Origin of the sequence: Amycolatopsis sp. NBC_01480 (genome assembly GCF_036227205.1) — a bacterium.
Taxonomy (GTDB): Bacteria; Actinomycetota; Actinomycetes; order Mycobacteriales; family Pseudonocardiaceae; genus Amycolatopsis.
On record NZ_CP109442.1, the window covers coordinates 1,845,768 to 1,869,429 of the forward strand.

The 23,662-nt window shown below is 70.0% G+C and carries 25 protein-coding genes; 12 read left to right on the forward strand and 13 right to left on the reverse strand.

The features are described from left to right. Positions 1–367 precede the first annotated feature (367 nt). The gene (locus tag OG371_RS08545) at positions 368–898 is read right to left on the reverse strand and encodes a DUF4232 domain-containing protein (protein ID WP_329067312.1); all 531 of its coding nucleotides are present in this window, start codon (positions 896–898) and stop codon (positions 368–370) included. A gap of 231 nt (positions 899–1,129) precedes the next feature. Next, positions 1,130–2,248 carry an FAD-dependent oxidoreductase gene (locus tag OG371_RS08550; RefSeq protein WP_329067313.1) on the reverse strand — a complete coding sequence of 373 codons (1,119 nt, stop codon included), beginning with the start codon at positions 2,246–2,248 and terminating at the stop codon, positions 1,130–1,132. A gap of 98 nt (positions 2,249–2,346) precedes the next feature. Between OG371_RS08550 and OG371_RS08555 the strand changes: the two genes are divergently transcribed. Beyond that, a complete protein-coding gene (locus OG371_RS08555) occupies positions 2,347–3,021 on the forward strand; it encodes a TetR/AcrR family transcriptional regulator (RefSeq protein ID WP_329067315.1) in 675 nt (224 codons plus the stop codon). On the opposite strand, the gene OG371_RS08560 is transcribed toward OG371_RS08555, so the two are convergent. Further along, entirely contained in the window at positions 3,018–3,998 is a 981-nt protein-coding gene (locus OG371_RS08560) for an ArsR/SmtB family transcription factor (protein WP_329067317.1), read from the reverse strand. The two genes, OG371_RS08555 and OG371_RS08560, sit on opposite strands and share 4 nt — an antisense overlap. A 66-nt stretch (positions 3,999–4,064) precedes the next feature. On the opposite strand from OG371_RS08560, the gene OG371_RS08565 reads away from it, so the two are divergent. From OG371_RS08565 to OG371_RS08575, 3 genes are all read left to right on the forward strand, one after another. Beyond that, positions 4,065–5,249: an MFS transporter gene (locus tag OG371_RS08565; RefSeq protein WP_329067319.1), complete on the forward strand. Its 1,185-nt coding sequence runs from the start codon at positions 4,065–4,067 to the stop codon at positions 5,247–5,249. An 80-nt stretch (positions 5,250–5,329) separates the two neighbouring features. After that, a complete protein-coding gene (locus OG371_RS08570) occupies positions 5,330–6,748 on the forward strand; it encodes an FAD-dependent oxidoreductase (RefSeq protein ID WP_329067321.1) in 1,419 nt (472 codons plus the stop codon). A gap of 78 nt (positions 6,749–6,826) precedes the next feature. Next, positions 6,827–7,429 (forward strand): hypothetical protein, encoded by a 603-nt coding sequence (locus OG371_RS08575; RefSeq protein WP_329067323.1) that lies wholly within the window; start codon positions 6,827–6,829, stop codon positions 7,427–7,429. A gap of 3 nt (positions 7,430–7,432) precedes the next feature. On the opposite strand, the gene OG371_RS08580 is transcribed toward OG371_RS08575, so the two are convergent. The 3 genes from OG371_RS08580 to OG371_RS08590 form a co-directional block, all read right to left on the reverse strand. Further along, positions 7,433–8,230: a family 1 encapsulin nanocompartment shell protein gene (locus tag OG371_RS08580; RefSeq protein WP_329067325.1), complete on the reverse strand. Its 798-nt coding sequence runs from the start codon at positions 8,228–8,230 to the stop codon at positions 7,433–7,435. Next, entirely contained in the window at positions 8,227–9,285 is a 1,059-nt protein-coding gene (locus OG371_RS08585; protein WP_329067328.1) for a Dyp-type peroxidase, read from the reverse strand. The genes OG371_RS08580 and OG371_RS08585 overlap by 4 nt, the downstream gene beginning before the upstream one ends. Before the next feature lie 89 nt (positions 9,286–9,374). Beyond that, positions 9,375–10,010, reverse strand: a complete 636-nt coding sequence (locus OG371_RS08590) for a TetR/AcrR family transcriptional regulator (RefSeq protein WP_329067330.1) — start codon at positions 10,008–10,010, stop codon at positions 9,375–9,377. 167 nt (positions 10,011–10,177) lie between these two features. Between OG371_RS08590 and OG371_RS08595 the strand changes: the two genes are divergently transcribed. Genes OG371_RS08595 through OG371_RS08610 form a run of 4 tightly spaced genes read left to right on the forward strand, consistent with a single transcriptional unit; the run spans position 10,178 to position 14,666 of the window. Beyond that, positions 10,178–10,981, forward strand: coding sequence for an SDR family NAD(P)-dependent oxidoreductase (locus OG371_RS08595; protein ID WP_329067331.1), 804 nt, complete (start codon positions 10,178–10,180; stop codon positions 10,979–10,981). Between the two features lie 28 nt (positions 10,982–11,009). Beyond that, entirely contained in the window at positions 11,010–12,137 is a 1,128-nt protein-coding gene (locus OG371_RS08600; protein WP_329067332.1) for a DUF5938 domain-containing protein, read from the forward strand. Between the two features lie 16 nt (positions 12,138–12,153). Next, positions 12,154–13,698 (forward strand): AMP-binding protein, encoded by a 1,545-nt coding sequence (locus tag OG371_RS08605; protein WP_329067334.1) that lies wholly within the window; start codon positions 12,154–12,156, stop codon positions 13,696–13,698. A gap of 38 nt (positions 13,699–13,736) precedes the next feature. Next, positions 13,737–14,666, forward strand: coding sequence for an aldo/keto reductase (locus tag OG371_RS08610; RefSeq protein WP_329067336.1), 930 nt, complete (start codon positions 13,737–13,739; stop codon positions 14,664–14,666). A 66-nt stretch (positions 14,667–14,732) separates the two neighbouring features. Here OG371_RS08610 and OG371_RS08615 read toward each other — a convergent pair whose 3' ends face one another. After that, positions 14,733–15,881, reverse strand: coding sequence for a thioester domain-containing protein (locus tag OG371_RS08615; RefSeq protein ID WP_329067339.1), 1,149 nt, complete (start codon positions 15,879–15,881; stop codon positions 14,733–14,735). A gap of 469 nt (positions 15,882–16,350) precedes the next feature. On the opposite strand from OG371_RS08615, the gene OG371_RS08620 reads away from it, so the two are divergent. After that, positions 16,351–16,737 (forward strand): hypothetical protein, encoded by a 387-nt coding sequence (locus OG371_RS08620; RefSeq protein ID WP_329067341.1) that lies wholly within the window; start codon positions 16,351–16,353, stop codon positions 16,735–16,737. A gap of 8 nt (positions 16,738–16,745) precedes the next feature. Here OG371_RS08620 and OG371_RS08625 read toward each other — a convergent pair whose 3' ends face one another. Continuing rightward, the gene (locus OG371_RS08625; RefSeq protein ID WP_329067343.1) at positions 16,746–17,702 is read right to left on the reverse strand and encodes a GlxA family transcriptional regulator; all 957 of its coding nucleotides are present in this window, start codon (positions 17,700–17,702) and stop codon (positions 16,746–16,748) included. Positions 17,703–17,827: 125 nt separating this feature from the next. Between OG371_RS08625 and OG371_RS08630 the strand changes: the two genes are divergently transcribed. Further along, a complete protein-coding gene (locus OG371_RS08630; RefSeq protein ID WP_329067345.1) occupies positions 17,828–18,529 on the forward strand; it encodes an alpha/beta fold hydrolase in 702 nt (233 codons plus the stop codon). 22 nt (positions 18,530–18,551) lie between these two features. Then, on the forward strand, positions 18,552–19,094 hold the full coding sequence (locus OG371_RS08635; RefSeq protein WP_329067347.1) for a carbonic anhydrase: 543 nt from the start codon (positions 18,552–18,554) through the stop codon (positions 19,092–19,094). Positions 19,095–19,234: 140 nt separating this feature from the next. Here the strand turns inward: OG371_RS08635 and OG371_RS08640 are convergent, their stop codons facing one another. Next, complete coding sequence (locus OG371_RS08640) at positions 19,235–19,819, reverse strand: helix-turn-helix domain-containing protein (protein WP_329067348.1); 585 nt, start codon at positions 19,817–19,819, stop codon at positions 19,235–19,237. 95 nt (positions 19,820–19,914) lie between these two features. Between OG371_RS08640 and OG371_RS08645 the strand changes: the two genes are divergently transcribed. Beyond that, positions 19,915–20,517 (forward strand): class I SAM-dependent methyltransferase, encoded by a 603-nt coding sequence (locus OG371_RS08645; RefSeq protein WP_329067349.1) that lies wholly within the window; start codon positions 19,915–19,917, stop codon positions 20,515–20,517. 232 nt (positions 20,518–20,749) lie between these two features. Here OG371_RS08645 and OG371_RS08650 read toward each other — a convergent pair whose 3' ends face one another. The 4 genes from OG371_RS08650 to OG371_RS08665 all read right to left on the reverse strand — a co-directional run bounded on the left by OG371_RS08650 (position 20,750) and on the right by OG371_RS08665 (position 23,608). Beyond that, entirely contained in the window at positions 20,750–21,175 is a 426-nt protein-coding gene (locus OG371_RS08650; RefSeq protein WP_329067351.1) for a hypothetical protein, read from the reverse strand. Between the two features lie 92 nt (positions 21,176–21,267). Next, positions 21,268–22,932 carry an alpha/beta hydrolase gene (locus OG371_RS08655; protein WP_329067353.1) on the reverse strand — a complete coding sequence of 555 codons (1,665 nt, stop codon included), beginning with the start codon at positions 22,930–22,932 and terminating at the stop codon, positions 21,268–21,270. Next, the gene (locus OG371_RS47370; RefSeq protein ID WP_442876091.1) at positions 22,932–23,078 is read right to left on the reverse strand and encodes a hypothetical protein; all 147 of its coding nucleotides are present in this window, start codon (positions 23,076–23,078) and stop codon (positions 22,932–22,934) included. Before OG371_RS47370 ends, OG371_RS08655 begins: the two co-directional genes overlap by 1 nt. Before the next feature lie 302 nt (positions 23,079–23,380). Then, a complete protein-coding gene (locus OG371_RS08665) occupies positions 23,381–23,608 on the reverse strand; it encodes a hypothetical protein (protein ID WP_329067356.1) in 228 nt (75 codons plus the stop codon). Between the last annotated feature and the right edge of the window lie 54 nt (positions 23,609–23,662).

The following is a 23,662-nucleotide window of genomic DNA, read 5'->3' on the forward strand; positions in this document are numbered from 1 at the left end:
CCGCGGTGAGCGGACAACACTGTGATCAGCGGCCTGCGGCTACAGGCTCCTATCAGGTCACACACCCCGCACCCGGTGAGGCAAGCGGGACCACCGGGCCGGCCGACAGATCATTGGACAGACACCAACGGTCAGTGGCATACAGAGTCACACCGGCCCGGTGACCCCACCCCCACATCCTCACAGTGGCGTTCGGTGTGTGGAATCGAGGCTGGGCGCGGAGCGCCTCCGTTGAGGGTGGTGGTGGGGCAGGGCTGGAGCACCCAATGCCGCATTGGGTGCGTTGAACAAGGGCTGGGCGCGGAGCGCCTCCGTTGAGGGTGGCGGCGGGGCAGGGCCGGAGCACCCAATGCGGCATTGGGGCGGATCAGCGAACGGGGGCAGCGCCCGCCGTCACGGGGCCGACGGTCAGGCTGTGCGCGTCGGCGGAGTTGTCGAGCGGGCCCTGGTTCCAGGGCAGCGTGATGTGCGGGTCGGAGTCGGTGCCGCGCGGGTCGGTGGTGCCGGGCGCGGTGACGGTGACGCTCGAGGGGTGCGCCTGGTTCTCCGGCGCCTCGATTCCGGTCCAGTGCAACAACATCGTGGCCGCCTGGCCGTCGGCGATGGTCACCGTCGGCGCGAGGTCGGTCGCGAGCGTCACGGTGATGCCGTCGGCGCCGGTGAGCGCGACGGGCAGCGCGCCCTGGAAGTTGCAGGACACCCCGGGCTTGGCGGTGAACTGCACGTACGCGTACCGCTGGCCGGCGCCCGGGTCACCGGCGAGCAGCGCGGTGTCGACCTGCCCGGCGGTGCAGCGGTAGTCGGTCGGCATCGCGGACGCCGTGCCGGCACCCGCGAAAACCGCGGTGGCCCCGGCGATCGCGGCCACGGCGGCGAGGTGGCGAAGTCCGATGGTCATGGTCAGTGTTCCTCCTCTTCGCGAGCGGACGATCCGCCCGCCGCGCGACCGGCGGTGATTCTTTCATCACCCGGCGCGCTCACTCGTGAAATATGCCCACCACTCGAACGGATTACCGCCGTAAGTGGGATTGGCCGCAAGGAGGCAACCCTGAGCGCCCGTGGACGTCCAGGACCTACGGACTTGTCACAAACTTGTTTGACCTCAGCGGAAAGCGCACGCGGAAAAGAATCAGCTTCCAGTGAAGGAGTTGATCAAGGTGTGCGGGGTGCCTTCGCCCAGCATCAGGTAGAGATCGGCGGCCCCGCCATTGGCCGCGGCACTGCGCGCGAACATGGCCTGCTCGTATTCGGTCAGCGCGGTCTCGACGTCGCCGGGAAACGCCGCGATCGCTTTGCCCAATTCGGCGCCGTCGTACAGAGCCAGGTTCGCGCCTTCGCCGTTAGGGGCCGCGAGATGTGCGGCGTCGCCGAGCAAGGTCACTCCCGGTGTCCGGTCCCATCGGTGCTCGACGGGCAGGGTGTGGATGTGACGCAGGACCGGCGCCGTCTCGCCGTCGGCGATCAGCGCGGTGAGCCGCGGCGCCCAGCCGTCGAACTCGTCCGCGATCCGGGCCGCGGCCGCGGCGGGATCGGTGAAATCGATGCCGGCAAACCAATCCAGCGGCCGGGCGAGCATGACCCAGGTGTGCAGATTCCCGTGGCGCTCCCGGTGGGCCAGGATCCCCCGGCCCGGCTCGAGCACCATCATCGCGCCGCCGCCGACGGTTTTCGCGCTGGTCGGGTGCCGGGTGTCGCCGTCGAACAGGTGGGTCTCGATGAACGAGATGCCGGTGTATTCGGGCACCGCACCGGAAACCAGTGACCGGACGCGGGACCAGGCGCCGTCCGCGCCGACCAGCAGGCTCGTGGTGACGGTGGCGCCGTCGGCGAAACCCACCTCGTGACGGCCGTCGCCGAGCGCGCGCACACCGTCGACCTTGTGTCCCCAGTGGACAGTCCCGGCCGGGAGCGAGTCGAGCAGCAGCTGCCGCAGTTCACCGCGCTGCACCTCGGGATTACCGCCCGTGCCGTCGTCGGGTACGTCGAGCAGCAGGCTCCCGGTTCGATCCAGCAACCGCATCGCCTGCCGTCCCTCCAGGACGAGCTTGCGGAACTCCCCGGTCAGGCCCGCGGCCTCCAGCGCCGGCTGGCCGTTGTACCCGCGGATGTCGAGCAGCCCGCCCTGAGTGCGCGCCGAGGGCGACGTTTCCGCCTCGTAGACCGTGGCCGGAACGCCGTGGATGTGCAGCACCCGCGCCAGCATCAGACCGCCGAGGCCCGCGCCGATGATCGTGACCGGTGTGGTCATGGTGTTCCTTCCCCAGCTCGCCGACCCCCGTTGGATCGTCACTCCAATCAGGTTAGCACAGGTTTGGATCGACGCTCCAAACCTGCGATACTGGGCGCATGGCCAAGAAGACGGAGAAGCGAGCCCCCCGGCGCACGGACGGCCTGTCCCGGGAGGTGATCATCCAGGCGGCGACCGAGCTCCTGGACAACGGCGGCGAGAGCGCGCTGACCCTGCGCGCGCTCACCGTCCACCTGCACACCGGTTACGGGGCGATCTACCACCACGTCGCGGACAAGAACGACCTGCTCGCGGCCACCGCCGACGACCTCATCACCCGCGTGCTGTCCGGCGCGGCCACCGGCAAGGACCCGCGCGAAACCTTGCGCCGCCTCGCTTTGGGGCTGTTCGACACGATCGACGCGCACCCCTGGGTCGGGGCGGAGCTCTCCCGTCAGCCGTGGCGGCCCGCGCTGCTGGACTTCTACGAGAGCATCGGCAAGCTGCTGGCCGCGCTCGACGTCCCCGAGCGAGCGATCTTCGACGCCGCCGGCACGCTCGTGAACTACGTCATCGGCGTCGCCGTGCAGAGCGCCGCGAACGCCCGTCACCTCGAAGGCGGCGAGGACCGGGCGGCCTTCCTCGACTCCACCGCCTCCCGATGGGCGGAGCTCGACCCCGATCGGTACCCGTTTGTCCACGCGTCCATCACCAAGCTGCGCGAGCACGACGACCGCGAGCAGTTCCTCGCCGGCGTCGACATCTTCCTGAGCGGAATCGCCGCTCTGCGTTAGCCGAGCAGCGCTTCGCCCAGCGGCGTCGTCAGATAGAGGACGCCGCGGCCGGACCGTTCACGAACGACGAGGCCGGTTTCGCGCAGCACGCGCAGGTGCTGGGAGACGGCGCTCGGCGTCACGGCGAAAACCCGGGCCAGGTCGGTGGTCGTGGCGGGTGAGCGAAGGGCTTCCAGCAGTCCGGCGCGCATCGGGCCCAGCAGCTGGGTCACTGCGGACGACGGCGGGCGAGTGCCGGCCGTCCAGAGCGCGCCGACGCCGCGCGCCGGGTAGCGGACCGTGGTCTGGGTGGTCGTATTGCCTTTGATCAGCACGTACGCCGAGCCGAGCGCGACCGGCATCAGCACCAGTCCGCCCGGGCCGCGGTTCACCACTTTCTCGGCCCGCCGGCGTTCGCCGTCAAGAGTCAGGCGGCCGTCCGCCCAGTGCAGGTCCGGGTGCAGGTCGGCGAACAGCCGCGCGGCGCCGCCCGCGGCCAGCTGCCGGGCGCGGTAGGCGACGTCCGCGTCGAGCACCGCCCGGATCCGCGGCCAGTGCGGGGCGATCAGCCGGTCGTGGGCCGTCCGCAGCTCCGCCGCGATCGCGCGCAGGCCGGCCGCCGGGTGCGCGGCGAGTTCGGCCGCGGCGGGCGGCAGGTCGTCGCCGAAGACCCGCTGGAGGCTGGCGCGGACCTGACGGGCGGTGGTGCGGCGCAGAGCCGCGAGGTCTTCGTCCAGCGAGGTGCCGGCGCCGGCGGGCGCGGGCACCAGGAAATTGGGCCAGCGCGGGCGATCTCCGGTGATCAGCGGCCAGGTGCGCGGCAGGTCGAGCGGCCGCGCGGCCAGCTCGTCCGACGCCCAGCGGAACCACCGCAGGTGCAGCGCCCGGCGGTCCTGCCCGCCCAGTTGTTGCAGGGCCGCAATGGTTTCCGACAGCGGGGAGACGGCGAACCGGGTCTCCGCCAGCTCGGCCACCCCGAGTTCGACCGTCGTCGCCACGGCCCGAGTATGTAGCAAAGAGCTAAATCCTGTCGGACGACGGCCGCCGCGCCCGAAGATCGCATCATGCCCCGTCTCCCCTCCTCGTACTGGCGCCTGTGGTGGGCCGGCGGCATCGACAACGTCGGCGACGGGGCCTTCGCGGCGGCCGTCCCGCTGCTGGCGGTCACGATCACGCGCGACCCGCGGCTGGTGGCGGCGGTCTCCGCGGCGACGTACCTGCCGTGGCTGCTGCTCTCGCTGCCGGCCGGCGCGCTCGTCGACCGGCACGACCGCGTGACGCTGATGTGGCGTTCGCAGGCTGTCCAGGCGGCGCTCGTCGGGACCGTCGCGGTGCTGGCCTCGACCGGCCGGAGCAGCCTGATTTCACTGGCCGTGGCAGCGTTCGCACTGGGCTGCTGCGACGTCGTCTTCGACAACGCGAGCCAGGCCTTCCTGCCCGAGATCGTGCCGAAACCATTACTGCACAAGGCAAACGGCGCTCAGCAGGCGATCACGACGGTCGGCGTGCAGTTCCTCGGGCCGCCGGTCGGCAGCGCGCTGTTCGCACTCGCCGCCGCGCTGCCGTTCGGCCTCGATGCCGGTTCCTTCGCGCTGTCCGCGAGCCTGCTCGCCACGCTGCCACGCGCGCGAAAGCCACCGGCGCGCACGGCGATCGCCGACGGCCTGCGCTGGCTCGCGCGGCACCGGCTCCTGCGCACGCTCGCGATCTTGCTGGGCGTCAACACCTTCTGCGGCCAGCTCGCCACCGCGACGCTGGTCCTGCTGGCCACCGAGACGCTGCACGTGTCCACCGCCGGCTACGGCCTGCTGCTCGCGGGAGCGGCGTTCGGCGGCCTGCTCGGCGGGCTGGTGAACGCGCGGATCGTCACCGCGTTCGGCGCGCTGCCCGCCCTGCTGGGCGCGCTCGCCGGCAACGTCTTGGTGTTCGCCGCCATCGGCCTGAGCCCGGACGCGGTGGTGCTCGGCGTCCTGCTCGCCGCCAACGGTTTCGCCACCACGCTGTGGAACGTGGTGACCGTGAGCCTGCGCCAGCAGGTCGTGCCGGACGAGCTGCTCGGCCGCGTCACCAGCGTGTACAAGCTGCTGGGCAAGGGCCTGATCCCGCTCGGCACGCTGACCGGCGGGCTGGTGGCGCACGCCTTCGGGCTGCGCGCTCCGTACCCGGTGGCGGGAGTCCTGCGTGGACTCGCGCTGCTGGCCGCGCTGCCGGTGCTGGTGAGTGCCCTGCGGACGAAATCCGCCGGCTGACCGATCGGCCGGCGGCAGTTACCCTAGAAATGTCTTTCATGTTTTACGCCCGTCCTGACCTGCGGCAAAGGAGTCCCGACGTGCCGAGCACCGCATCCCGCTTCCGCAGCCTCAGCACCGGGTTGCCGCCCGGCCCCGGCCGAGTTTTCCTCCGGCGGGCGGTGGTGCTGGGCGGGAGCGTGGCCGGGCTGATGGCCGCGCGGGTGCTGAGCGACCACGCCGAGGAAGTCGTCATCGTTGAGCGCGACGAGCCCGGCGCAGGTGCCAAGCCGCGTCCGGGAGTGCCGCAGGGCGGCCATGTGCACGCCCTGCTGCCGGCCGGGGCGGTGCAGCTGGAGCGGTGGTACCCCGGGTTCACCGAGGAGGCGGTCGCGGGCGGCGCGATCATCCCGCCGTCCGACGGCTCCCGGACCCGGCGGTTCATCAACGCCATCGCCCGGCCGCAGGCGCCGGAGCCGCTGTTCCTGCTGGGCACCCGCCCGTACCTGGAGGATCTGGTACGGCGCCGGACCCTGGCCATCACAAACGTCCGGCAGGTGACCGGCCGCGCGGAAGGGCTGGTCTTCGACGGGGACCGGGTGACCGGCGCGAGTTACCGCCCCGAGGAGGACGGCGAGCCGGTCACCTTGGAGGCCGACCTCGTGGTCGACGCGATGGGCCGCGCCAGCCGCCTCGGCGACTGGCTGGAGGGGGCCGGCTGGGAACGCCCGCCGATGCGCCGGATGCCGATCAAACTCAACTACGCCACCGCCTTGTTCCGCTACGACGAGAGCATCACCGACATCTGCACGGTCCTCTCGCAAGCCGGCGCGGACGTCACCCCGGACGGGGCGGCCCGGATCGGCGGCGTCCTGCGGGTGGAGGGCGACCGCTGGATCATGCTGATCTCGGGTTACGCCGACGACCGCCCGACCCGCGACCCGCAGGACTTCATCACCCGGTGCCGCCGCGACTTCCCGGCGGTGTTCGGCGACATCGCCGAGCGCGCGGAGATGCTCGGCGAAGTGCTGACCTACCACCAGGCCGACAGCCGGCGGCGGGATTTCCACGCGCTGCGCCGGTTCCCCGCGGGCCTGATCGCCACGGGTGACGCGGTGGCGTCGTTCAACCCGGTCTACGGGCAGGGCATGACCTCGGCGGCCCTGCACGCCTCCTGCCTTTCCGCCTACCTGCGGGCCGAACCGTCGCTGCGCGAACCGGCCAAGGCGTACTTCGACCAGGTGCGTGTCATCGTCGACGCCGCCTGGCAGATCTCCGCCTTCGCCGACCTCGAACTCCCGCACGTCGACGGGCCGTACCCGCCCGGGTACCAGGTCATCCGGTGGCTCACCGGCCGGATGTTCACCGCGTCGCTGACCGATCCCCGGACCGACGACCTCCTGAGCCGGGTGATCAACATGCTGGCCCATCCGAACTCACTGGCCAGCCCGGCTGCGGTGGCCCGCGCGCTGTGGGTCAGCTGGACACGCCGGCCGAAACCCGCGGCCACGACGGCATGATCAGGACAGCCAGGCCCGGTTCCCCCTTGCGCCGCTTAGGCTTCAAGCGCACTGCCCCAACGAGTCGGGAGAACGGCCATGCGCGGCACCTCGGCGGTCGCCGGATCCAGCCTGATCGCCCTCGCCCTGCTGAGCGGCTGCGCGAGCGGCGGACAGCCCGCGGCCGACGCGCCGTCGACACCGCCGGTTTCTTCGGTCGCGCCGCCGCCGGTGTCTTCCGCCTCCGCGCCGTCCGCGGCCGCGGCGAGCCCGGACCCGCGGGGCTGGGCGCTGCTGATGTGCCTGACCACCAGCTCGATCTCCATGGCACCACTGGTTTACGCCGGTTCGCCGCACGCCGACCCCGGCGGGTTCACCCAGCGGGCGCGGAGTTCGGCGCAGCTCGTCCGCAGCGCGGTGACGTCGGTCGACTCGATCCCGCACACCGGGGTGGACGACGTCGACGCCATCGCCACCCGGCTGCGCCAGTCCGTCGACTCGGCCGCACCGAAGATCACCGCGTTGTACGACCAGGGCGCGGCAGGCTCGGACGCCGCGGTCACCGCGCGCCTGGACCAGGCGAACGCGCTGCTCGCAGGCATCCACCCGGACGGCGGCGAACTCTACGACGCGGCGCAGTCTTCCGAGACCATCGGCGCGGCGTACCGAAGCGCGTCGAGCTGCCCGATCCAGCGCCCGTAGGCCTCAGGCGGTCAGGCCGACCGCAGCTTCGGCGGTGTTCACCAGGAACGTCAGCGTTTCCTGGAAATAAAGCTCCACAGTGGACGAATCGTGGCCGAGGTAGCCGATCGACAGGTCCTGGCCGAGGTGCAGCTCGTAGTCGCCGCCGCGGGTGGAGAGCACGCAGGCGCCCTCGATGGCCGGGGTCCAGATGATGTCGCCGTCGATGATCTGCTTCAGGTGGTCGATCACCGGATAACCGTGGCTGGCTGCCTCGATCGCGGCGGTGTAGGCCGCTTTGCTCAGCAGCACCGCGTACGGGCCGACGACGCCGGCCGCGCGCAGTTCGGCCAGCGCGTCACCGATCACGCGCGGGTACTCGCTCGCCTCCGCGGGCAGGGCGAGCGGGCTCAGCGACGAGGCCGGGCGGATGCCGTCGATGCCGGCGTCGGCGAAGCCGTCGAAGACCACCCGGTCCTCGGCGTATGCGATGTTCTGCGCGCCGTCCTTCACCGGCTGCCAGTCGGCGTCCTTCGCGCCCCACTCCACCGAATCGACGGCGTCGCGGCTGACCGTGAACGGCACCCGCAGGTCGACGATCCGCTGGGCCGTGCGCAGCCGCGCCTGCACCCCGGTCAACGGCGATTCGATCTGGTCCAGGTGCCCGGTGCCGACGGCCGACAGCGACAGGTCACCGGCCACCACCACGTCGACGACCCGGCGCGCGGAGGCCAGCTCGCGGAACGTGCGGCGGGCCTCCTCCTCGATCTCCGACCAGGCGGCCGAGGAGATCGGGGCGAGTTCGCGATGCAGGTTGTTCATGACCGGGCACTCCTTCGCAGACTGCCGATGCCGAGTGACGCATCGGGCTCGGATGGCGGCTCGTTTTCCGGCTCCGGCCGGGATTCCGACCCGGAGACCGGCGGGGACGACGGCGCGGGCGGGTCCTCCAGGAACTCCGCGGTCGGCACGTAGAACAGCGCGCCGGTGACGACCGTGGAGAAGTCGAGAATGCGGTCGTAATTGCCGGGCGGCGACCCGACGAACATGTTCTCCAGCATCCGCTCGATCACCGCGGGCGATTTCGCGTAGCCGATGAAGTAGGTGCCGAACTCGCCGTACGCCGGGCGCCCGAACGGCATGTTGTCGCGCAGGATGTCCAGCTCGTTGCCGTCCTCGTCGGTGATCACGTTCAGCGCGATGTGGGAGTCGGCGGGCTTCTCCTCGTCCGAAAGCTCCACATCGGACAGTTTGCGCCGCCCGATCACCAGCTCCTGCTGCTCGGTGGACAGCGCGTTCCACGCCGTCATGTCGTGCAGGTACTTCTGGACGACGACGTAGCTGCCGCCGTCGAAGTCACCGTCGTCATCGACCAGCACGGCCTCGCTCGCGCCGCGGCCGGTCGGGTTCTCCGTGCCGTCGACGAAGCCCAGCACGTCACGCGCGTCGAAGTAGCGGAAGCCCTGCACCTCGTCGACCACGGTCACCGCGCCTTCGAGCCGCGCCATGATCAGCGTCTCCAGCTCGAAGCACAGGTCCATCCGGTCGGCCCGGAGGTGGAACAGCAGGTCGGCACGGCTGACCACGCTCTCGTGCCGGTCGCCCTTGAACACCGGCAGCTCGTGCAGCTCGCCCGGGCGCGGCCCGCCGTAGATCCGGTCCCACGCCGCGGAGCCGATGCCGGTCACGCAGGACAGGCCGCCGGTCAGCGACCGGAACCCGACCGAGCGCTGGAGTCCGGGCAGGTCCGTCAGCAGATCCTTGACGGTGTCCTCGGCGCCCTCGTTCACCCGCACCACCAGGAAGATCGCCGCCCGGGTCAGCGGCCCGACCACGTCCTGCGGCTCGGGCGGCAGGTCCGCTGAAGCCTCGGTCACCCCGCCCGCCATCAGCCCCACACGCCCCTCCCGTCACCGGATATCAGCTCGCGCATCCTAACCCGGTACCCGATTTCGGCCCCGCTGACTCACACGGCTGGGGAATCGGCGCAGACCAGCTGTTCCAGCAGGCGCGGCACGCTCTGCTCGAGGTCTTCAGCGGCGCTGTCCCGGCCCGCCAGGTGCTGGAGCAGGGCCCGCTGGAACAGGCCGTCGAAGGTGGCGTACGCGACCGGCGGGGTGACCTTCGCGGGCACGCCGGCGAACTCGGCGTAGCGCTCCACCACCCGCCAGACCATGGCCTCGCGCTGCTCGTCGATGTCCAGCACGTCGGCGCGGAAGGACTCCTCGAACAGGCTCTGGTTGCGCAGGTCGTACCAGAGCCGGTGCATCACCGCGTCGGCGCGCAGGGTGCCGGCCATCGCGGCGCCGAAGCCGCGCTTGAGGTCCTTGGCGGAGTGCGCGGCGGCCACCACGTCGTCGTACCGGGTGACGCAGACTTCCTCGAACTGGCGGACCGCGTACGTCAGCAGCTCGACCTTGTCCGCGAAGTAGTAGTGCAGCACGCCGTGGGAGAAGTCCGATTTCTGCGCGATCTCCCGCAGGCTCGTGCGGGCGTAGCCCAGCTCGGAGAGCGCCTGCAGCGCCGACTCCGCCAGCTGCGCGCGCCGCTGGGCGAACTTGTCCACGCTGCGGCGCGAGATCCGCTCTCTCGCCTCGGTCACCACGGTTTCCTGTCGCCTCGGGAAGTCCACGCAGTTCGCGGACCTCTCGCAGTCTAGCGTCGCACGAGATCTTGACGACTGTCCAAGAAAATCTTGACGATCGTCCAAATTTCGCTGATGATGTGAGCCACGCCGCATCCGAGGCCTGTCTCAAGGAGGAGATGTTGATGGTTTCGTACGACCTGACCGGGCGGAAAGCACTGGTCACCGGTGGAGCGCAGGGCCTCGGGGCCGGTATGGCCGAAGCGCTGGCCGCGGCCGGCGCCGCCGTCGTCATCGGCGACGTGCAGGAAGACCTGGGCCGCGCGACGGCCGACACGATCAAGCAGACCGGCGCCACCGCGGGCTTCGTCCGGCTCGACGTCACCGACGACGCGGACTGGGAGCGGGCCGTCACCGAGGTGGTCGCCGAACTCGGCGGGCTGGACATCGTGGTGAACAACGCCGGGGTCGAGATCACCGGGCTGGTCGCCGACCTCGACCCGGCCGGCGTGCGGAAGATGCTCGAGGTCAACGTGCTCGGCACTTCGCTCGGCGTGAAGCACGCCTTCCGCGCCATGCGCCCGGGCGGCCCGGCCGGCAATGGCGGCGCGGTGGTGAACATCTCGTCAGTCGCGGCGACCATCGCCTTCCCCGGCATCGCAGGGTATTCCGCGACCAAGTCGGCCGTGGACCGGCTCACCCGGGTGGCCGCGATGGAGTCCGGGAAGCTCGGCTACGGCGTGCGCGTGAACTGCGTGTACCCCGGCCTGGTGCCCACGCAGATGGGCAGCCAGCTGGCGCAGGACGTGGTCGATGTCGGGCTCTTCCCGAGCGTCGAGGACGCGATCGGCGCCGTCGTCGCGCAGACACCGGCCGGGCGCCTCGGCGAGGTCTCCGACATGGCCGACGCGGTGGTGTTCCTCGCCTCCGACGCCGCCCGTTTCATCACCGGCGCCGGCCTGCCGGTCGACGGCGGCATGGGCATGTGACCGCGCTCCTCCAACGAAAGGCTGATTCATGACCAGCGCCAAGCCCGTTGTCGTCTACGGGGCCTCCGGTTACACCGGCCGGCTGATCTGCGAGTACCTGCGCGAGTACAACGTCCCCTTCATCGCCGCCGGCCGCGACAAGGCCCGGCTGCAGGAGACGCTCGACCACATCCCCGGCCTCGACACCGTGGACCACGAGGTGGTCGAGGTCGCGCACGAGGTCGAGCCCTTGAGCGAGCTGTTCGCCGACGCCAAGGTCGTCTGCAACACCGTGGGCCCGTTCAGCGAGTACGGCCACGAGGTCGTCGAGGCCTGCGCCCGCACCGGCACGCACTACCTCGACACCACCGGCGAGCAGGACTGGCTGATCACCGCCGAGGAGCAGTACGGCGCGCGGATGGCCGAGCAGGGCCTGCTGCTCTCGCCCGGCGTCGCGCAGATGTACACCACCGGCGAGATCGCGGCGAACCTCTGCCTCGAGACGCCCGGACTGGACACTTTGGACATCCTGGTGTTCTGGAAGGGCTACCCCACCGTCGCCTCGACGAGGACGATCCTGGTCAACGCCGCGCTTTCTTCGGCGTATTACCTGGAGCAGAACGAATATCAGCAGTGGCCCGCGGACGGCGGCCCGCAGGACGTGGTCGTGCCCGGCTATCACGAGGTCGGGCTGGCGCTGCCCTGGGGCGGCACCTCGCACCCGGTGTGGTTCAAGCGCGACCCGCGGGTGGCGAACGTCAAGGCCCTCGGCGGGGTCTTCGACCGCGCGCTGATGCAGGGCGTGCCGCAGATCGTCGCGGCCGTGCTGGAGCAGGTGAAGGACCTGCCCGAGGCGGAGAAGATCAAGGTGCTGCACGAGCAAGCCGCCGCGGTGCGCGACGAGATGCCGCCGCGGGAGAACCAGCGGCTCAACACCTCCCTGGACTCGGTGCACGCGTCCGGGCCGCTGGGCCGCGCGCACTGCGTCATCCACGGCACCTGCAACTACAAGCAGACCGGGCTGATGCAGGCGTACGCCGCGTACTCGCTGTTGCAGCAGCCGCCGAAGCAGGCCGGGTTCGCCTCCGCCTGCCAGGCGTTCGGCCACCGCGAGCTGCTCGGTGTGCTCCGGAGCTTCGGCCTGGTGTCGAACCCGATCCTGACCGTGCACGCCTGACCCCGGAGGACGAGCGGTGCGACTGAGCGACTACCTCGACAAGGGCGCCTCCCTGGACCCCGGAGCGCCCTGCCTCACCATGGCCGGCACGTCCTTCAGCTACGGCGACGTGCGCGAGCTGTCCTGGCGGGTCGCGCGGGCGCTGGCGCGCTCGGGCGTCCGGCCGGGCGGCAAAGTCGCGATCCTGTCCGGCAACGACCCGGTCTCCTTCGGCTGCGTGTTCGGCATCAGCCGCGCGGGCGCGGTGTGGTGCCCGGTCAACCCGCGCAACGAGGCGGCCGAGAACTCGGAGCTGCTGGACCTGTTCGACTGCACCTGCCTGCTGGTGCAGGAGTCGTTCGCACCGCTCGTCTCCCGGATCCTCCCGCTGCTGCCGAAGCTGGCCACGGTGGTCTGCCTCGACGGCTCGATCCCCGGTACCGTCTCGCTGCCGGACTGGCTCGACGGGCTCGAAGACGGGCCGTGGGAAGTCCAGCCGCCGGACGACGTGGTGATGCTCGTCGGCACCGGCGGTACCACCGGGCGGCCCAAGGGCGTGGTGCTCACCGGGCACAACGTCGAGACGATGTCCGCGCTGACGCTGATGAGCTACCCGTTCTCCGGGCGGCCGCGGTACCTGGCGCTGGCGCCCCTGACCCACGCGGCCGGCGTGCTGTGCTTCCCCGTGATGGCGCTGGGCGGGGAGATCGTGGTGATGCCGGCGCCGGACCTCGACGAGTTCCTCACCCTGGTCGAGCGGCACCGCATCACCCACAGCTTCCTGCCGCCGACGCTGATCTACCTGCTGCTGGACCGGCCCGCGCTGGCGTCGACGGACCTTTCGTCGCTGCAGTGTCTTTGGTACGGCGCGGCGCCGATGTCGGCCACCAAGCTGGAAGAGGCGATCACGCGGATCGGGCCGGTGCTCGGCCAGCTGTTCGGGCAGAGCGAGGCGCCGATGATGATCTCGACGCTGGCCCCGGCCGAGCACTTCCACGCCGACGGCTCGCTCGCCCGCGAGCGCTTCACCTCCGCCGGCCGGCCGACGCCGCTGACGCAGGTCGCGATCATGGCCGAGTCCGGCGCGCTGCTGCCGCCCGGCGAACGCGGCGAGATCGTGGTCCGCGGCCCGCTCGTGATGCCGGGTTACTACCGGGATCCCGACGCCACCAAGGCTGTGCGCGAGCACGGCTGGCACCACACCGGCGACATCGGCTACCTGGACGCCGAGCACTACCTGTACATCGTGGACCGGGCCAAGGACATGATCATCACCGGCGGCTTCAACGTCTACTCGGCCGAGGTCGAGCAGGCCCTGATGACCCACCCGGCGGTGCAGGACTGCGCCGTGGTCGGGCTGCCGCACGAGAAGTGGGGCGAGCAGGTGACCGCCGTCGTCAAGCTCCACAGTGGACAGATCGCGACGCCGGACGAGCTGCGCGCCACGGTGAAGGAGCGCCTCGGCAGCGTGAAGACGCCGAAGGCGGTGCTCGTCTGGCCGGACCTGCCCCGCTCGAAGGTCGGCAAAGTACTGAAGACCGACGTCAAGGCGCGGTTGCTGGAGCTGCGGATCGGGGGATGATCGGGGCCGACACCATCGGCAGCGAGGAGCACCCTGACATGACAAAGCCCGTGGCCTGGTACGGCTGCATGGGCCTGGGCGGCGGCTGGGACACCGAGCCGTACCGGCCGGCCGACGTCGACGCGGCGGAGGCGGCCGTGCGGGCCGCGCTGGACATCGGGATCACCGCGTTCGACCACGCCGACATCTACCGCCACGGCAAGGCGGAGGCGGTGTTCGGCGAGGTGCTGGCGCGGGATCCCGGTCTGCGCGAGCGGATCCTGATCCAGTCGAAGTGCGGCATCCGGCTGGGCTCGCCCGGCTATTACGACCTGCGCGGGCCGCGCATCACCGAGCGCGTCGAGCAGAGCCTGACGCGGCTGCGCACCGATCACCTCGACGTCCTGCTGCTGCACCGTCCCGACCCGCTGGCCGACCCGGCCGAGATCGCGGCCGCCCTGCACCGGCTGCACGAACAGGGGCTGGTGCGGAGCTTCGGCGTGTCCAACATGAGCGGCGCGCAGATCGCGAGCCTCCAGGCCGAGCTGGACCAGCCGCTGGTCGCGAACCAGCTGGAGATGAGCCTGGCGCGGCGCGGCTGGGTCGAGGCGGGCGTCCTGGTGAACACCCCGGAGGCGGCGGCCGTCGGCTTCCCGCACGGCACGCTCGAACACTGCCGCGCGCACGGGATCCGGTTGCAGGCCTGGGGCGCGCTCGCGCAGGGCGCCTACACCGGACGGCAGCGGACGCCGGAGGAAGTCGCGACCGCGGAGCTGGTCGTCGAGCTGGCCAAGGCGAAGGACACCACACCGGAAGCCGTGGTGCTGTGGTGGCTGCGGCGCCACCCGGCCGGCATCGCGCCGGTCATCGGCAGCTCCACCCCGTCCCGCATCGAGGCCTGCCGCGACGCCGTGACGCGCGAACCGGAACTCACGCACGAGGAGTGGTACGCCCTCTGGACCACCGCGCGAGGCGCCGCCCTGCCGTGACAAACGCAAAAGCGGGGCCGGTCCACTGTGGACCAGCCCCGCTTTGCGCGGTTCAGACTGCGTTCGTCACGCGCTGCGGCGGCGGCGAACCAGCAGCAGCATCGCGCCACCGCCGAGGACCAGCGCGGCGCCGATCCCGATCGGGAGCGAGGCGTCGACACCGGTGTTCGCCAGCGGGGCCTGGCCCGAGTTGTTGCCGGCCGGGGTGGACGGCGGCGCCGTGGTCGGCACCGCGCCCGCGGCGGTCCAGCTGACCGAGGCGTTGGCGCTGACCGAGGTCTTCTCCGACTGCGCCACGATCAGCGACTGCGCCGGCTGCTTGGCGTAGTTCTCGCCGACGAACAGGCGCCCGGTGTCCAGGTGCCCGACGGCCTTCAGCACGAACTGGCCCGTGCCGTCCTTGGCGTCCTTGGGGATGTCGACGTACAGCTTGGTGCCGTCCTTGACATCGCCGGTCTTCAGCGCGTCGCCGTTGGCGTCGGTGAGCTTGACGCCCTCGGGCAGCTGGCTCGCGAGGTCGGTGACGTCACCGGTGGTGGCCACGGTGAACGGGCCGATCCGGCTGCCCGCCGCGCCGTCGGCCTTGGCCGGGGTGACGCTCAGGGTCGGCTTGGGCTGCTGGCCGATGCCGGTGTTCGCGCTGCCGGTCAGGTAGTCGTAGAGCGCGAGCACGTCGGCCGAGGCGTCGGCGTTCTCGTACGGCAACGGCTTGTCGCGGTTGAGGTTCTTGCCATCGCTGAAGTGCCACACCGCGGCCTGCGTCGCGGTGACGGCCTCCTGCTCGGACAGCCCGTCGTGGAGCGTGACGCCCTTCTTGCCCAGCGTGCTCTGCAGCGCGGCGGCGCCGTTGGCCGGGAAACCCTCGTGCAGCACCCAGTTGATCTTGTCGCTGTTCTTGGTGAACGGCGACTTCGGGTTCGGGTACTTCGTCCACGGCTGCTCGACCATGGTCTGGTCGGTGCGCAGGTCGGTGTCGATCTCGACGCAGTACATCTTGAGCATGCTGCCGTCGGAGAGCTTCAGGCCGAACAGCTCGGTGACGAAGCTGCTGCCGCCCTCGAGGTTGACGCTGAACCCTTCGGTGCCGCTCTTGGGGATCACCTTGCCCTGGGCCGCACCGTCGTCGGCGTTGGCGGCCGGCGCCGCCACCAGCACCGCGGCGGCCGCGGCGAGCACCGCGATCCCGCCCTTGACCAGCCCTGACCTGCCGTGCATAAGTCTCCTATCCGAAGCCCTGAACCCACCAGACCGTCACGAGCCGCGTGAGACCACAATCCCCGATCACCCGGCCACCCATTTGGGCGAAGTTCCACCCATTCAAGCGATACGGGAGCATACACGCGTCACACACACGCTCACTCGGGGTGTACCTAAAGCTGCCACCTCGTCCGTTCGGGCCGCGTGACGCCATTCTGCACGGGGCGAAGACGTCCATTCCCGACGGACGTTCACCACGCCGCCGGACCGCGTTCACCGGCCTTTTCCCGCACAAAAACGGGGCGGCTGCGGCCATTCAGCTGCGGGAACTGCGCCGGTCGGCGGAGGCGTCGCGGCACAGTTCCCGCTAAGTTCGCAGCCAGTGGCGATATATCATTGAATGTCCGAATCAACGAACCGGGACCCCTCCCGCGCCCGCGGCCTTAACCTCTTGGCGCTTCCGCTGCCGACAGCCCGGGGAGACGTGATGAGGGCGTTCGCCGTTCTGCTGCTGAGCCTGGGCGAGCTGCTGATGACCGTGTCGAGCGGCACCGGGGCGCTGATCGGCCTCGGCATCTGGTACTTCGGCGTGCTGGTCCTGCTGGACCTGTTGATCGGCGGCGGGTTCGCGGCGCAGATCCTGTGGGGCATCGGGGTCGGCGGGGCGGTGCTGGTGGCCGGTTCGACCGAGCTGCCGCAGGCCGCCGTCTCGGATTCCGGGCAGCCCGTCATCTGGGTGGCGACCGGCGTGATGGCCTTGTCCGGGCTGCTCCGCATCACCTCCAGGGCTCCGCGGGAAACCGGTCCTGGGCACGAAAGCGACGCGGAGCCGGGCGGGCTCAGTTCCCGGCCGCCGGACCGGCCCGAGCCGTAACCGACGGGTCAGGAAGCGGCCTTCGCGCCGGGAAAAAGCTGGCGGTACCGCATCGGGGACAGGCTGGTCGCGCGGCGGAAATGCTGGCGCAGGTTGGCCGGGGTGCCGAGGCCGACGCGGGTGGCGATCTCCTCGACGGTCAGGTCCGTGGTCTCCAGCAGCTCCTTGGCCCGGCCGATGCGCTGCTGGTGCAGCCAGGTCAACGGCGTCACCGAAGTCTGTTCCAGGAACAGCCGGTGGAAGTGCCGCGGGGACAGGTGCGCCTTCGCCGCCATCCGGGCCACCGTGACGGGTTCGTCCAAATGGGACAGCATCCACTGCTGCGCGGCGGCCAGCGCGTCGTCGCCCGGTGGCACTGCCGGGGTCTCGATGAACTGCGCCTGCTCGCCTTCGCGGCGGGGCGTCGCCAGGATCCGGCGGGCCACGTGGTTGGCGACCGAGGCCCCGAGGTCCTTGCGCAGGATGTGCAGCGCCAGGTCGACGCCCGCGGTCACGCCGCCCGAAGTCAGCACGGAACCGTTGTCCACGAACAACGCCGCGGGGTCCACCGTCACCTTCGGGTACTGGCGGGCGAGGGCGTCGCACAGGGACCAGTGAGTGGTCACTTTCAGGCCCTCGAGCAGGCCCGCCTGCGCGAGGGCGAACGTGCCGGAGCAGATCGACACCATCCGCGCGCCCCGGTCCGCCGCCGCCTTCAGCGCGCCGACGGTCATCTGGTCCAGTCCACCGGCCGCCGCCCCGCCGTAACCGGGCACGATCACGGTCTGCGCCTTGCGGAGCAGGTCCAAACCACCATCGGGGACCACGCTCATGCCACCGGCGACGCCGGCTGGGGCGCCGTCCACCGTCGCGGTCGTGACGTCGTAGAACTCGGGCGCCTCGCGGGCGAAGACGTGCATCGGGATGGCGAAGTCCAGCGGCAGCACCTGTTCCAGCAGGACCACCGCGACCCGATGCTTGCTCATGCGCCGAAGGCCAGCTCGCTCATGGCAGCATCCTATCGCCCTGCGTCAGTACTGCCACTGTCCGGCCGGGCCCGCCAAGCGCCAAACTCGGGGCACAGTCCCTACTGGCGAAGGAAAACACCACCGTGCCCCCAACCCCTCCGACGATCGTGCTCGTCCACGGCGCCCTCACCGACGCCTCCGTCTGGCACGCCGTCACCGCCGAACTCCAGCGGCGCGGTCACCGCGTCCTCGCGCCCGCGATGCCGATGCGCGGCCTCGCCTCGGACGTCGCCTACCTGCACAGCTTCCTGCGCACGATCGACGGCCCGATCACCGTCGCCGCCCATTCGTACGGCGGCTCGGTCATCTCCGACCCGGCCGCGCTGACGCCCGCGGTGCGCTCGCTCGTGTTCGTCGCCGCGTTCCAGCAGGACAGCGGCGAAACGGCGGGCGAGCTCAACTACCGCTTCCCCGGCAGCAAGCTGACCCCGGACACCACGCTGGTGCGCGAGGCCCCGGACGGCAACGACCTGTACCTGCGGCCCGAGCACTTCGCCGAGGTGTACGCCGCGGACCTGGACCCGGCGACCGCCGCCGTGCTCGCCGCCGCCCAGCACCCGATCAACCCCGCGGCGCTCGACGAGTCGTTCACCGGCGAGGCCACCTGGCGCACCCTCCCATCGTGGGCGCTGGTCTCGACCGCCGACCACTCGATCCCGACGGAAGCCTTGCGAGACATGGCAAAACGAGCCGGCTCGACGGTCGTGGAGCTGGATTCCGCCCACGCCGTGCCGATCGCGCACCCCGCCGAAACCGCCGCGCTCATCCTCGCGGCCGCCGCCTGAACACCCCTGGAAAGGCAGATTCTTGTCCCACAACACCAACCTCGACCGGGTGCTCGACCGGAACCGCGCGTTCGCCGCGACCGACGTCCGGACCGAAGTGCCCGAGCTCCCGTTCCTGCCGCGGCAGGGCCTGTACCTGATCACCTGCCTCGACTGCCGCGTCGACCCGGCGCAGGTGCTCGGCGTCGGCATGGGCGACGCGCTGGTGCAGCGCAACATCGGCGGCCGGGTGACGCCGTCGGTGCTCGGCGATATCGCTTACGCCGCTTACCTCGTCGGCGCCAAGGCGCCCGAGGGGCCGTGGTTCGAGGTCGCGGTCATCCACCACACCGGCTGCGGCTCCGCCCTGCTCGCCGACGACGAGATCCGCCTCGGTTACGCCGAGCGAATGGGCGTGGACGAGCGGAGCCTGCTGGACACCGCCGTCCTGGACCCGGCGCACACCGTCGCCGTGGACGTCGAGCGCGTGCGGCAGTACCCGCAGATTCCGGACGAGGTAAAGGTTTCCGGCCACGTGTACGACCTCGAAACCGGCCTGGTCACCACGGTGGTGCCCGCCGGCTGACCCGGTCCGGGTGCCGCATTTCCTGGCGCGCCCGACCATGCTCGATCCCTCGTGGCCCCGACCGCCACGGTCCTCGTGGCCGCGACCGCCTTCCGGCCGGGCAGCTGCCCACCCGGCCGGAAGCGGCGCCGTGAGCAGGATCAGCCGGCCGGAGCCACCCGCACGTGGGCGCGTTCACCCTGCCGCCCGATCAGGCTGAGGAACTCGACCGGGCCCGCGCTGGTGGCGCCGAACCAGTGCGGCGTCCGGGTGTCGAACTCCGCGGCCTCCCCCGCTTTGAGGAGCAGGTCGTGCTCGCCGAGGACCAGGCGGAGCGTGCCGTTCAGCACGTAGGCCCAGTCGTACCCCTCGTGGGTGCGCAGGATGGGCTCCGCGTCGTCGCGGCCGGCGGGCAGGACGAACTTGTAGGCCTGGATGCCACCCGGGCGCCGGGTCAGCGGCAGGACCGTCGAGCCGTCCTCGCAGGCCACCGGGCGCAGGTGGACGCGGGGGTCGCCGGTGGCCGGTGCATCGACCAGCTCGTCGAGCGTGACGCCGTACGCCCGCGCGAGCGGCAGCAGCTGTTCGAGCGTCGGGCGGCGCAGGCCGGCCTCGAGCCGCGACAGGGTGCTGGCCGAGATGCCGGTCTGCTCGGCCAGCGCGGTGAGCGTGATCTCGCCCTGCGTCCGGAGGCGCTTGAGCCGCGGCCCGACGGCGTCCAGGGCCCGGTCGATGGTCTTGTCCATGCCGCCAGTTTGCCATTCGGCAAGATACTTTGCCAATATGCCCGTGGCCGGCGCACGGTGGTACTCGAACCGAGAGAACCACCAGGAGGACACCGGTGAACGAGCACCACGAGACCCACGACTTCGACCGGCCCTACTGGGAACGGCACTGGCAGCAGTCCCACCGGAACGGGCCCGCACCAGCGCCCAACCCGTACCTGATCAGCGAAACCCGCGACCTGAAGCCGGGCACGGCGCTCGACGCCGGATGCGGTGAAGGCAGCGAGGCTCGCTGGCTGGCCGAGCACGGCTGGGACGTCACGGCCGCGGACATCTCCGCCGAAGTCCTCGCCCGAGCCGGCCAGATCCCGAGCCACGTCGACTGGGTCCAGGCGGACTTGACCAGCTGGACGCCCAGCCAAGAGTTCGACCTGGTGATGACGCACTACGCGCACCCGTCGATCCCGCAGCTGGCCTTCTACGACCGCATCGCCGAATGGGTCGCACCCGGCGGCACCCTGCTGATCGTCGGGCACCTCCACGGCGACCACCCCGCCGAAGCCACCGCGACGGCCGCGGGCATCACCGCGCGCCTGGAACCGGCGAAGTGGGCCATCGTCACCGCCGACGAGCAGGCCCGCACCCTGACCGCCATGGACGGCCGGACCGTCTCGCTGCACGACGTCATCGTGCGCGCGACCCGGCACCAGGACTCGTGAGTGTTTAGAACGGTTAGGGCCAATCATCACTTGGTTACCTACCTGTGACGTCGAGAGGTTTACGCAAGGCAAGCCCGTCCTCCCCACGCGTACCGGCCCCCTTCTACACCAGATACAGATACCTGCTTCTAGCTGCGACTAGTCTGAACAGTTTTGGTGAGAGGACATGCCGTGCGGCGCGGGGAAGTCCGGCGTGGATGGCGTCTCGGAAGTTGTGCTCGCGGGCCGCATGTCATGACTTGGGCTCAGGTGTCCCGTGAGGCCAGACACACGGCGAACTGGCCCCGATGCTCAGGCGACCAAGAACCTTTCCCGTCGTGGTGGCCGTGAGGCTCATCAGGTAGTTGTCCTTACTGCTGGCATTGGCGAACTTCTTGTTTAGCCAGGTATCTGTGCGGACGGTCCAGTCGTTGTTGACCCACCACTTCTTAAGGTTTTCGTAGTAAGTGTTGTTGTGTGCGCGATCCGGTCCATCCACCCAATAGGTTATTCCCAGGCTAAACTGGCCAGTCTCGTGATCGAAATCATCGGTACACGGCATTGGCTGAAGCGGTAGTTCCGTCAGCTTATATCCAGCCGGAAAGGAAGCCTCGGCAGCTGCATGCACGAAACTCAGCACCCTTTGCTGGGCTTGCTCGGCCGAGAGAGTGGGTTGCATCGATCCACCTCCACAGGAAATTGGGGTTAACAGCAACATTCCCAACGTGGCAAGTAAAAGCGGTCGCGGGAACTTATGCGTCGTATTATGCATCATGGTTTATTTCCAGCGATGATATTTCCCATGGCTGCGAGCGAGTCTGAATCCCTGTTCCAGTAGTCACTGTGGGAAGTGAGGGGATTGCTGGGGTTGGAATGGAATTGTTGTCCGCCGAACCATGCGGTGGTGGGGTCGGGGCCGAGGGGGTCTATATGGTCGAGGCCGATATCGGGTCCGTCGAAGTTGGTGAGGATGGGGATGGGGTCGGTGGGTGATTTGGTGGAGTAGATGTGCTGGCCGACCTGGTCCTGGGGCGTGCCGTCGAGGTGGAGTTGGTTGGCGTGGTCGACGCCGACTCCAGGACTGGCGACCATGACAACATTGTTGGCGGGCAGGCCGAGGTCGCGGGCGGTTTGCCCGACGACGGTGGTGCCGTAGCTGTGGCCGACCACGGTGGTGTTCACCGGCCCTTGGTGCGCGGCACCGAGTCCGTCTTGGAAGTTGCGGAGCGAGGGTTCGGCCTTGTCGGCGAAACTAGTACTTGCCGCGTCCGGAATAATGCTCTGCGGCGCGTCGTATCCCACCCATGTGATCACCGATGTAGACGGTGACCCCATTTGAGTCGCCATATGCATCATCGAGTCAGACCGGTAGATGTCGGTAGCCATGCCGTCGTTGAGTCCGGCGGTGGTCCCGGGGACGTATGTGGCGACGTTGGCTGACTGGTCAGGGTTGCCAATGGCGACGATGGCCTGCCCAGAGTTTGCCGGGTTGATACCGAGCAGGTAGGCGGGCGGCTGACCGGGCAAGGCATGGTCCAGCCGGGTTTTGATCTGGTCCATTCCGGTGATCTTGCTGTTGAGCGCGTCCCGCTCTTTTTCTAAGGACTCGTATTCTTCTTGCTGCTGTGGGTCGCTGCGCTTCATACCGTCCAGCCGGTGCTGAATATTGTCCTTTTGCTGTTGCAGGCCCTTGTAATCCCGGTCAAGTACGATTCGGTTGGCGCGGTCCCGGTCGGTCGCCGGGAGCCCATTCATGGCGCCGATCGCGCCCGGCCGGTCACGAATGAGAATATCCCGCCCGGCATTCGACAGGGTCGCCCACCACGCGGCGTTCTGCGCCGGGGTCGCGTTCGGCGGTGGCTCCGGCAACGTCAAGCCGGGATCTTTCATCCCGTCCGCAGCGGCGGCCGTGACCGTCGATTCGTCCCCGGTGCCGAACTGCCCCGCCGCCGCCCGGTCCAGCACCGACGCCAGATCGGCGTCGATATCGTTGGCTGTGCGCAGGACCTGCGCCACCTCGTCCACCAGTTGCGTGCGTGTCCTTGCCCGGTCCTCCGGGTGCAGGTCGAGCGGCACTTGCTTGCCCGCGAAGGTGTCGACGAGACAACCAGCGTCGGTGATCTGGAACCCGTACTTGCGGGCCAGCTCTTCGGCGTTAGTGAGGGCGTGCTGGACACCGGTGATCGCGTCGGCGGCCTGCGCGACCGTCTTGCCCAGGATGGCGGCGCCGGCGGCGATGGTGTCCAGACCGTGCATCAACGCGCGGTGCTGGGTGCCCGCGTCGTCCGACGCTGGTCCGCTCCACCCCTCAATCGGCAAGGTCTTGCCGTAGTCGTCGCCGGAATGGATGAGGATCTGGGTCCGGATCTGCAGAACGGAGAAAATCTCGTTCAGCGTGCCGGGGCTCCATCGCCGGACGTCGGCCAGTGACACCATCAGCGCGGCCCCCGCATGCTCGGCGCGGCGGACGGAAACACCCCGGCGGCGGTATGGTCACCCTGCTGGTAGCGATCGGCAGCGGTGTTCAGGCTGTCCGCGAAGTGCTGCGCTTCGCTGCACCACTCGGTGAACGTCGCCGCCAACGCTTCCTGACATCGCCCGGCCGAGGCCGCTGCTGTACCGCCCGGCACCGCTGCACCCACCCGCCCCGCCGGTTCCGCGCAATCCGCACCACGCAGGACGCCTACCTTCTCACCAGCGGATCTGCCAGCCGCTCTCAGCGCGTCCGGCACCGTTGTGAACCCCATCTCGACCCCTCCCCGTGATCAATCCATCACAGGCTACGGGACGACCGCCGGTCAACTCCACCACCGGCGCGGCACCCCCGCAGACCTACCCATCCCGACACGGAAGATCTACTCAGGGGGTTGGTGAGTAGTCCTACTCAGGGGCACGGCTCCGCGTTGCCGGTGTCTCTGGGCGGGGCGGTTTGTGCAATGAGTCCGTCCAGATGTGCGGCGAGTGCCGCCGCGCTCCGAGGCGGCACGGTGCCCGCTTCCATCGCCTGCCGCAGCTTTCCGGCGGCCTCGACCAGAACGGCGCGCAACTGAGCCGCACGGTCGATCTCGGGAACCTCTGGTCGCTCCGGCGGAATGCTGTCCGTCCCCGTCATCGGGCCTCGTCTCCCTGCTCCCGGTTGATTCAATCGGGAGCACGCTTGGTTACC

What these genes read in the sequence shown, in the direction of transcription:
- OG371_RS08545 (WP_329067312.1), bottom strand. Translation starts at nt 898, where the DNA reads ATGACCATCGGACTTCGCCACCTCGCCGCCGTGGCCGCGATCGCCGGG.
- OG371_RS08550 (WP_329067313.1), bottom strand. Translation starts at nt 2,248, where the DNA reads ATGACCACACCGGTCACGATCATCGGCGCGGGCCTCGGCGGTCTGATG.
- OG371_RS08555 (WP_329067315.1), top strand. Translation starts at nt 2,347, where the DNA reads ATGGCCAAGAAGACGGAGAAGCGAGCCCCCCGGCGCACGGACGGCCTG.
- OG371_RS08565 (WP_329067319.1), top strand. Translation starts at nt 4,065, where the DNA reads ATGCCCCGTCTCCCCTCCTCGTACTGGCGCCTGTGGTGGGCCGGCGGC.
- OG371_RS08575 (WP_329067323.1), top strand. Translation starts at nt 6,827, where the DNA reads ATGCGCGGCACCTCGGCGGTCGCCGGATCCAGCCTGATCGCCCTCGCC.
- OG371_RS08580 (WP_329067325.1), bottom strand. Translation starts at nt 8,230, where the DNA reads ATGAACAACCTGCATCGCGAACTCGCCCCGATCTCCTCGGCCGCCTGG.
- OG371_RS08595 (WP_329067331.1), top strand. Translation starts at nt 10,178, where the DNA reads ATGGTTTCGTACGACCTGACCGGGCGGAAAGCACTGGTCACCGGTGGA.
- OG371_RS08600 (WP_329067332.1), top strand. Translation starts at nt 11,010, where the DNA reads ATGACCAGCGCCAAGCCCGTTGTCGTCTACGGGGCCTCCGGTTACACC.
- OG371_RS08610 (WP_329067336.1), top strand. Translation starts at nt 13,737, where the DNA reads ATGACAAAGCCCGTGGCCTGGTACGGCTGCATGGGCCTGGGCGGCGGC.
- OG371_RS08615 (WP_329067339.1), bottom strand. Translation starts at nt 15,881, where the DNA reads ATGCACGGCAGGTCAGGGCTGGTCAAGGGCGGGATCGCGGTGCTCGCC.
- OG371_RS08620 (WP_329067341.1), top strand. Translation starts at nt 16,351, where the DNA reads ATGAGGGCGTTCGCCGTTCTGCTGCTGAGCCTGGGCGAGCTGCTGATG.
- OG371_RS08625 (WP_329067343.1), bottom strand. Translation starts at nt 17,702, where the DNA reads ATGAGCAAGCATCGGGTCGCGGTGGTCCTGCTGGAACAGGTGCTGCCG.
- OG371_RS08640 (WP_329067348.1), bottom strand. Translation starts at nt 19,819, where the DNA reads ATGGACAAGACCATCGACCGGGCCCTGGACGCCGTCGGGCCGCGGCTC.
- OG371_RS08650 (WP_329067351.1), bottom strand. Translation starts at nt 21,175, where the DNA reads ATGCAACCCACTCTCTCGGCCGAGCAAGCCCAGCAAAGGGTGCTGAGT.
- OG371_RS08655 (WP_329067353.1), bottom strand. Translation starts at nt 22,932, where the DNA reads ATGGTGTCACTGGCCGACGTCCGGCGATGGAGCCCCGGCACGCTGAAC.
- OG371_RS08665 (WP_329067356.1), bottom strand. Translation starts at nt 23,608, where the DNA reads ATGACGGGGACGGACAGCATTCCGCCGGAGCGACCAGAGGTTCCCGAG.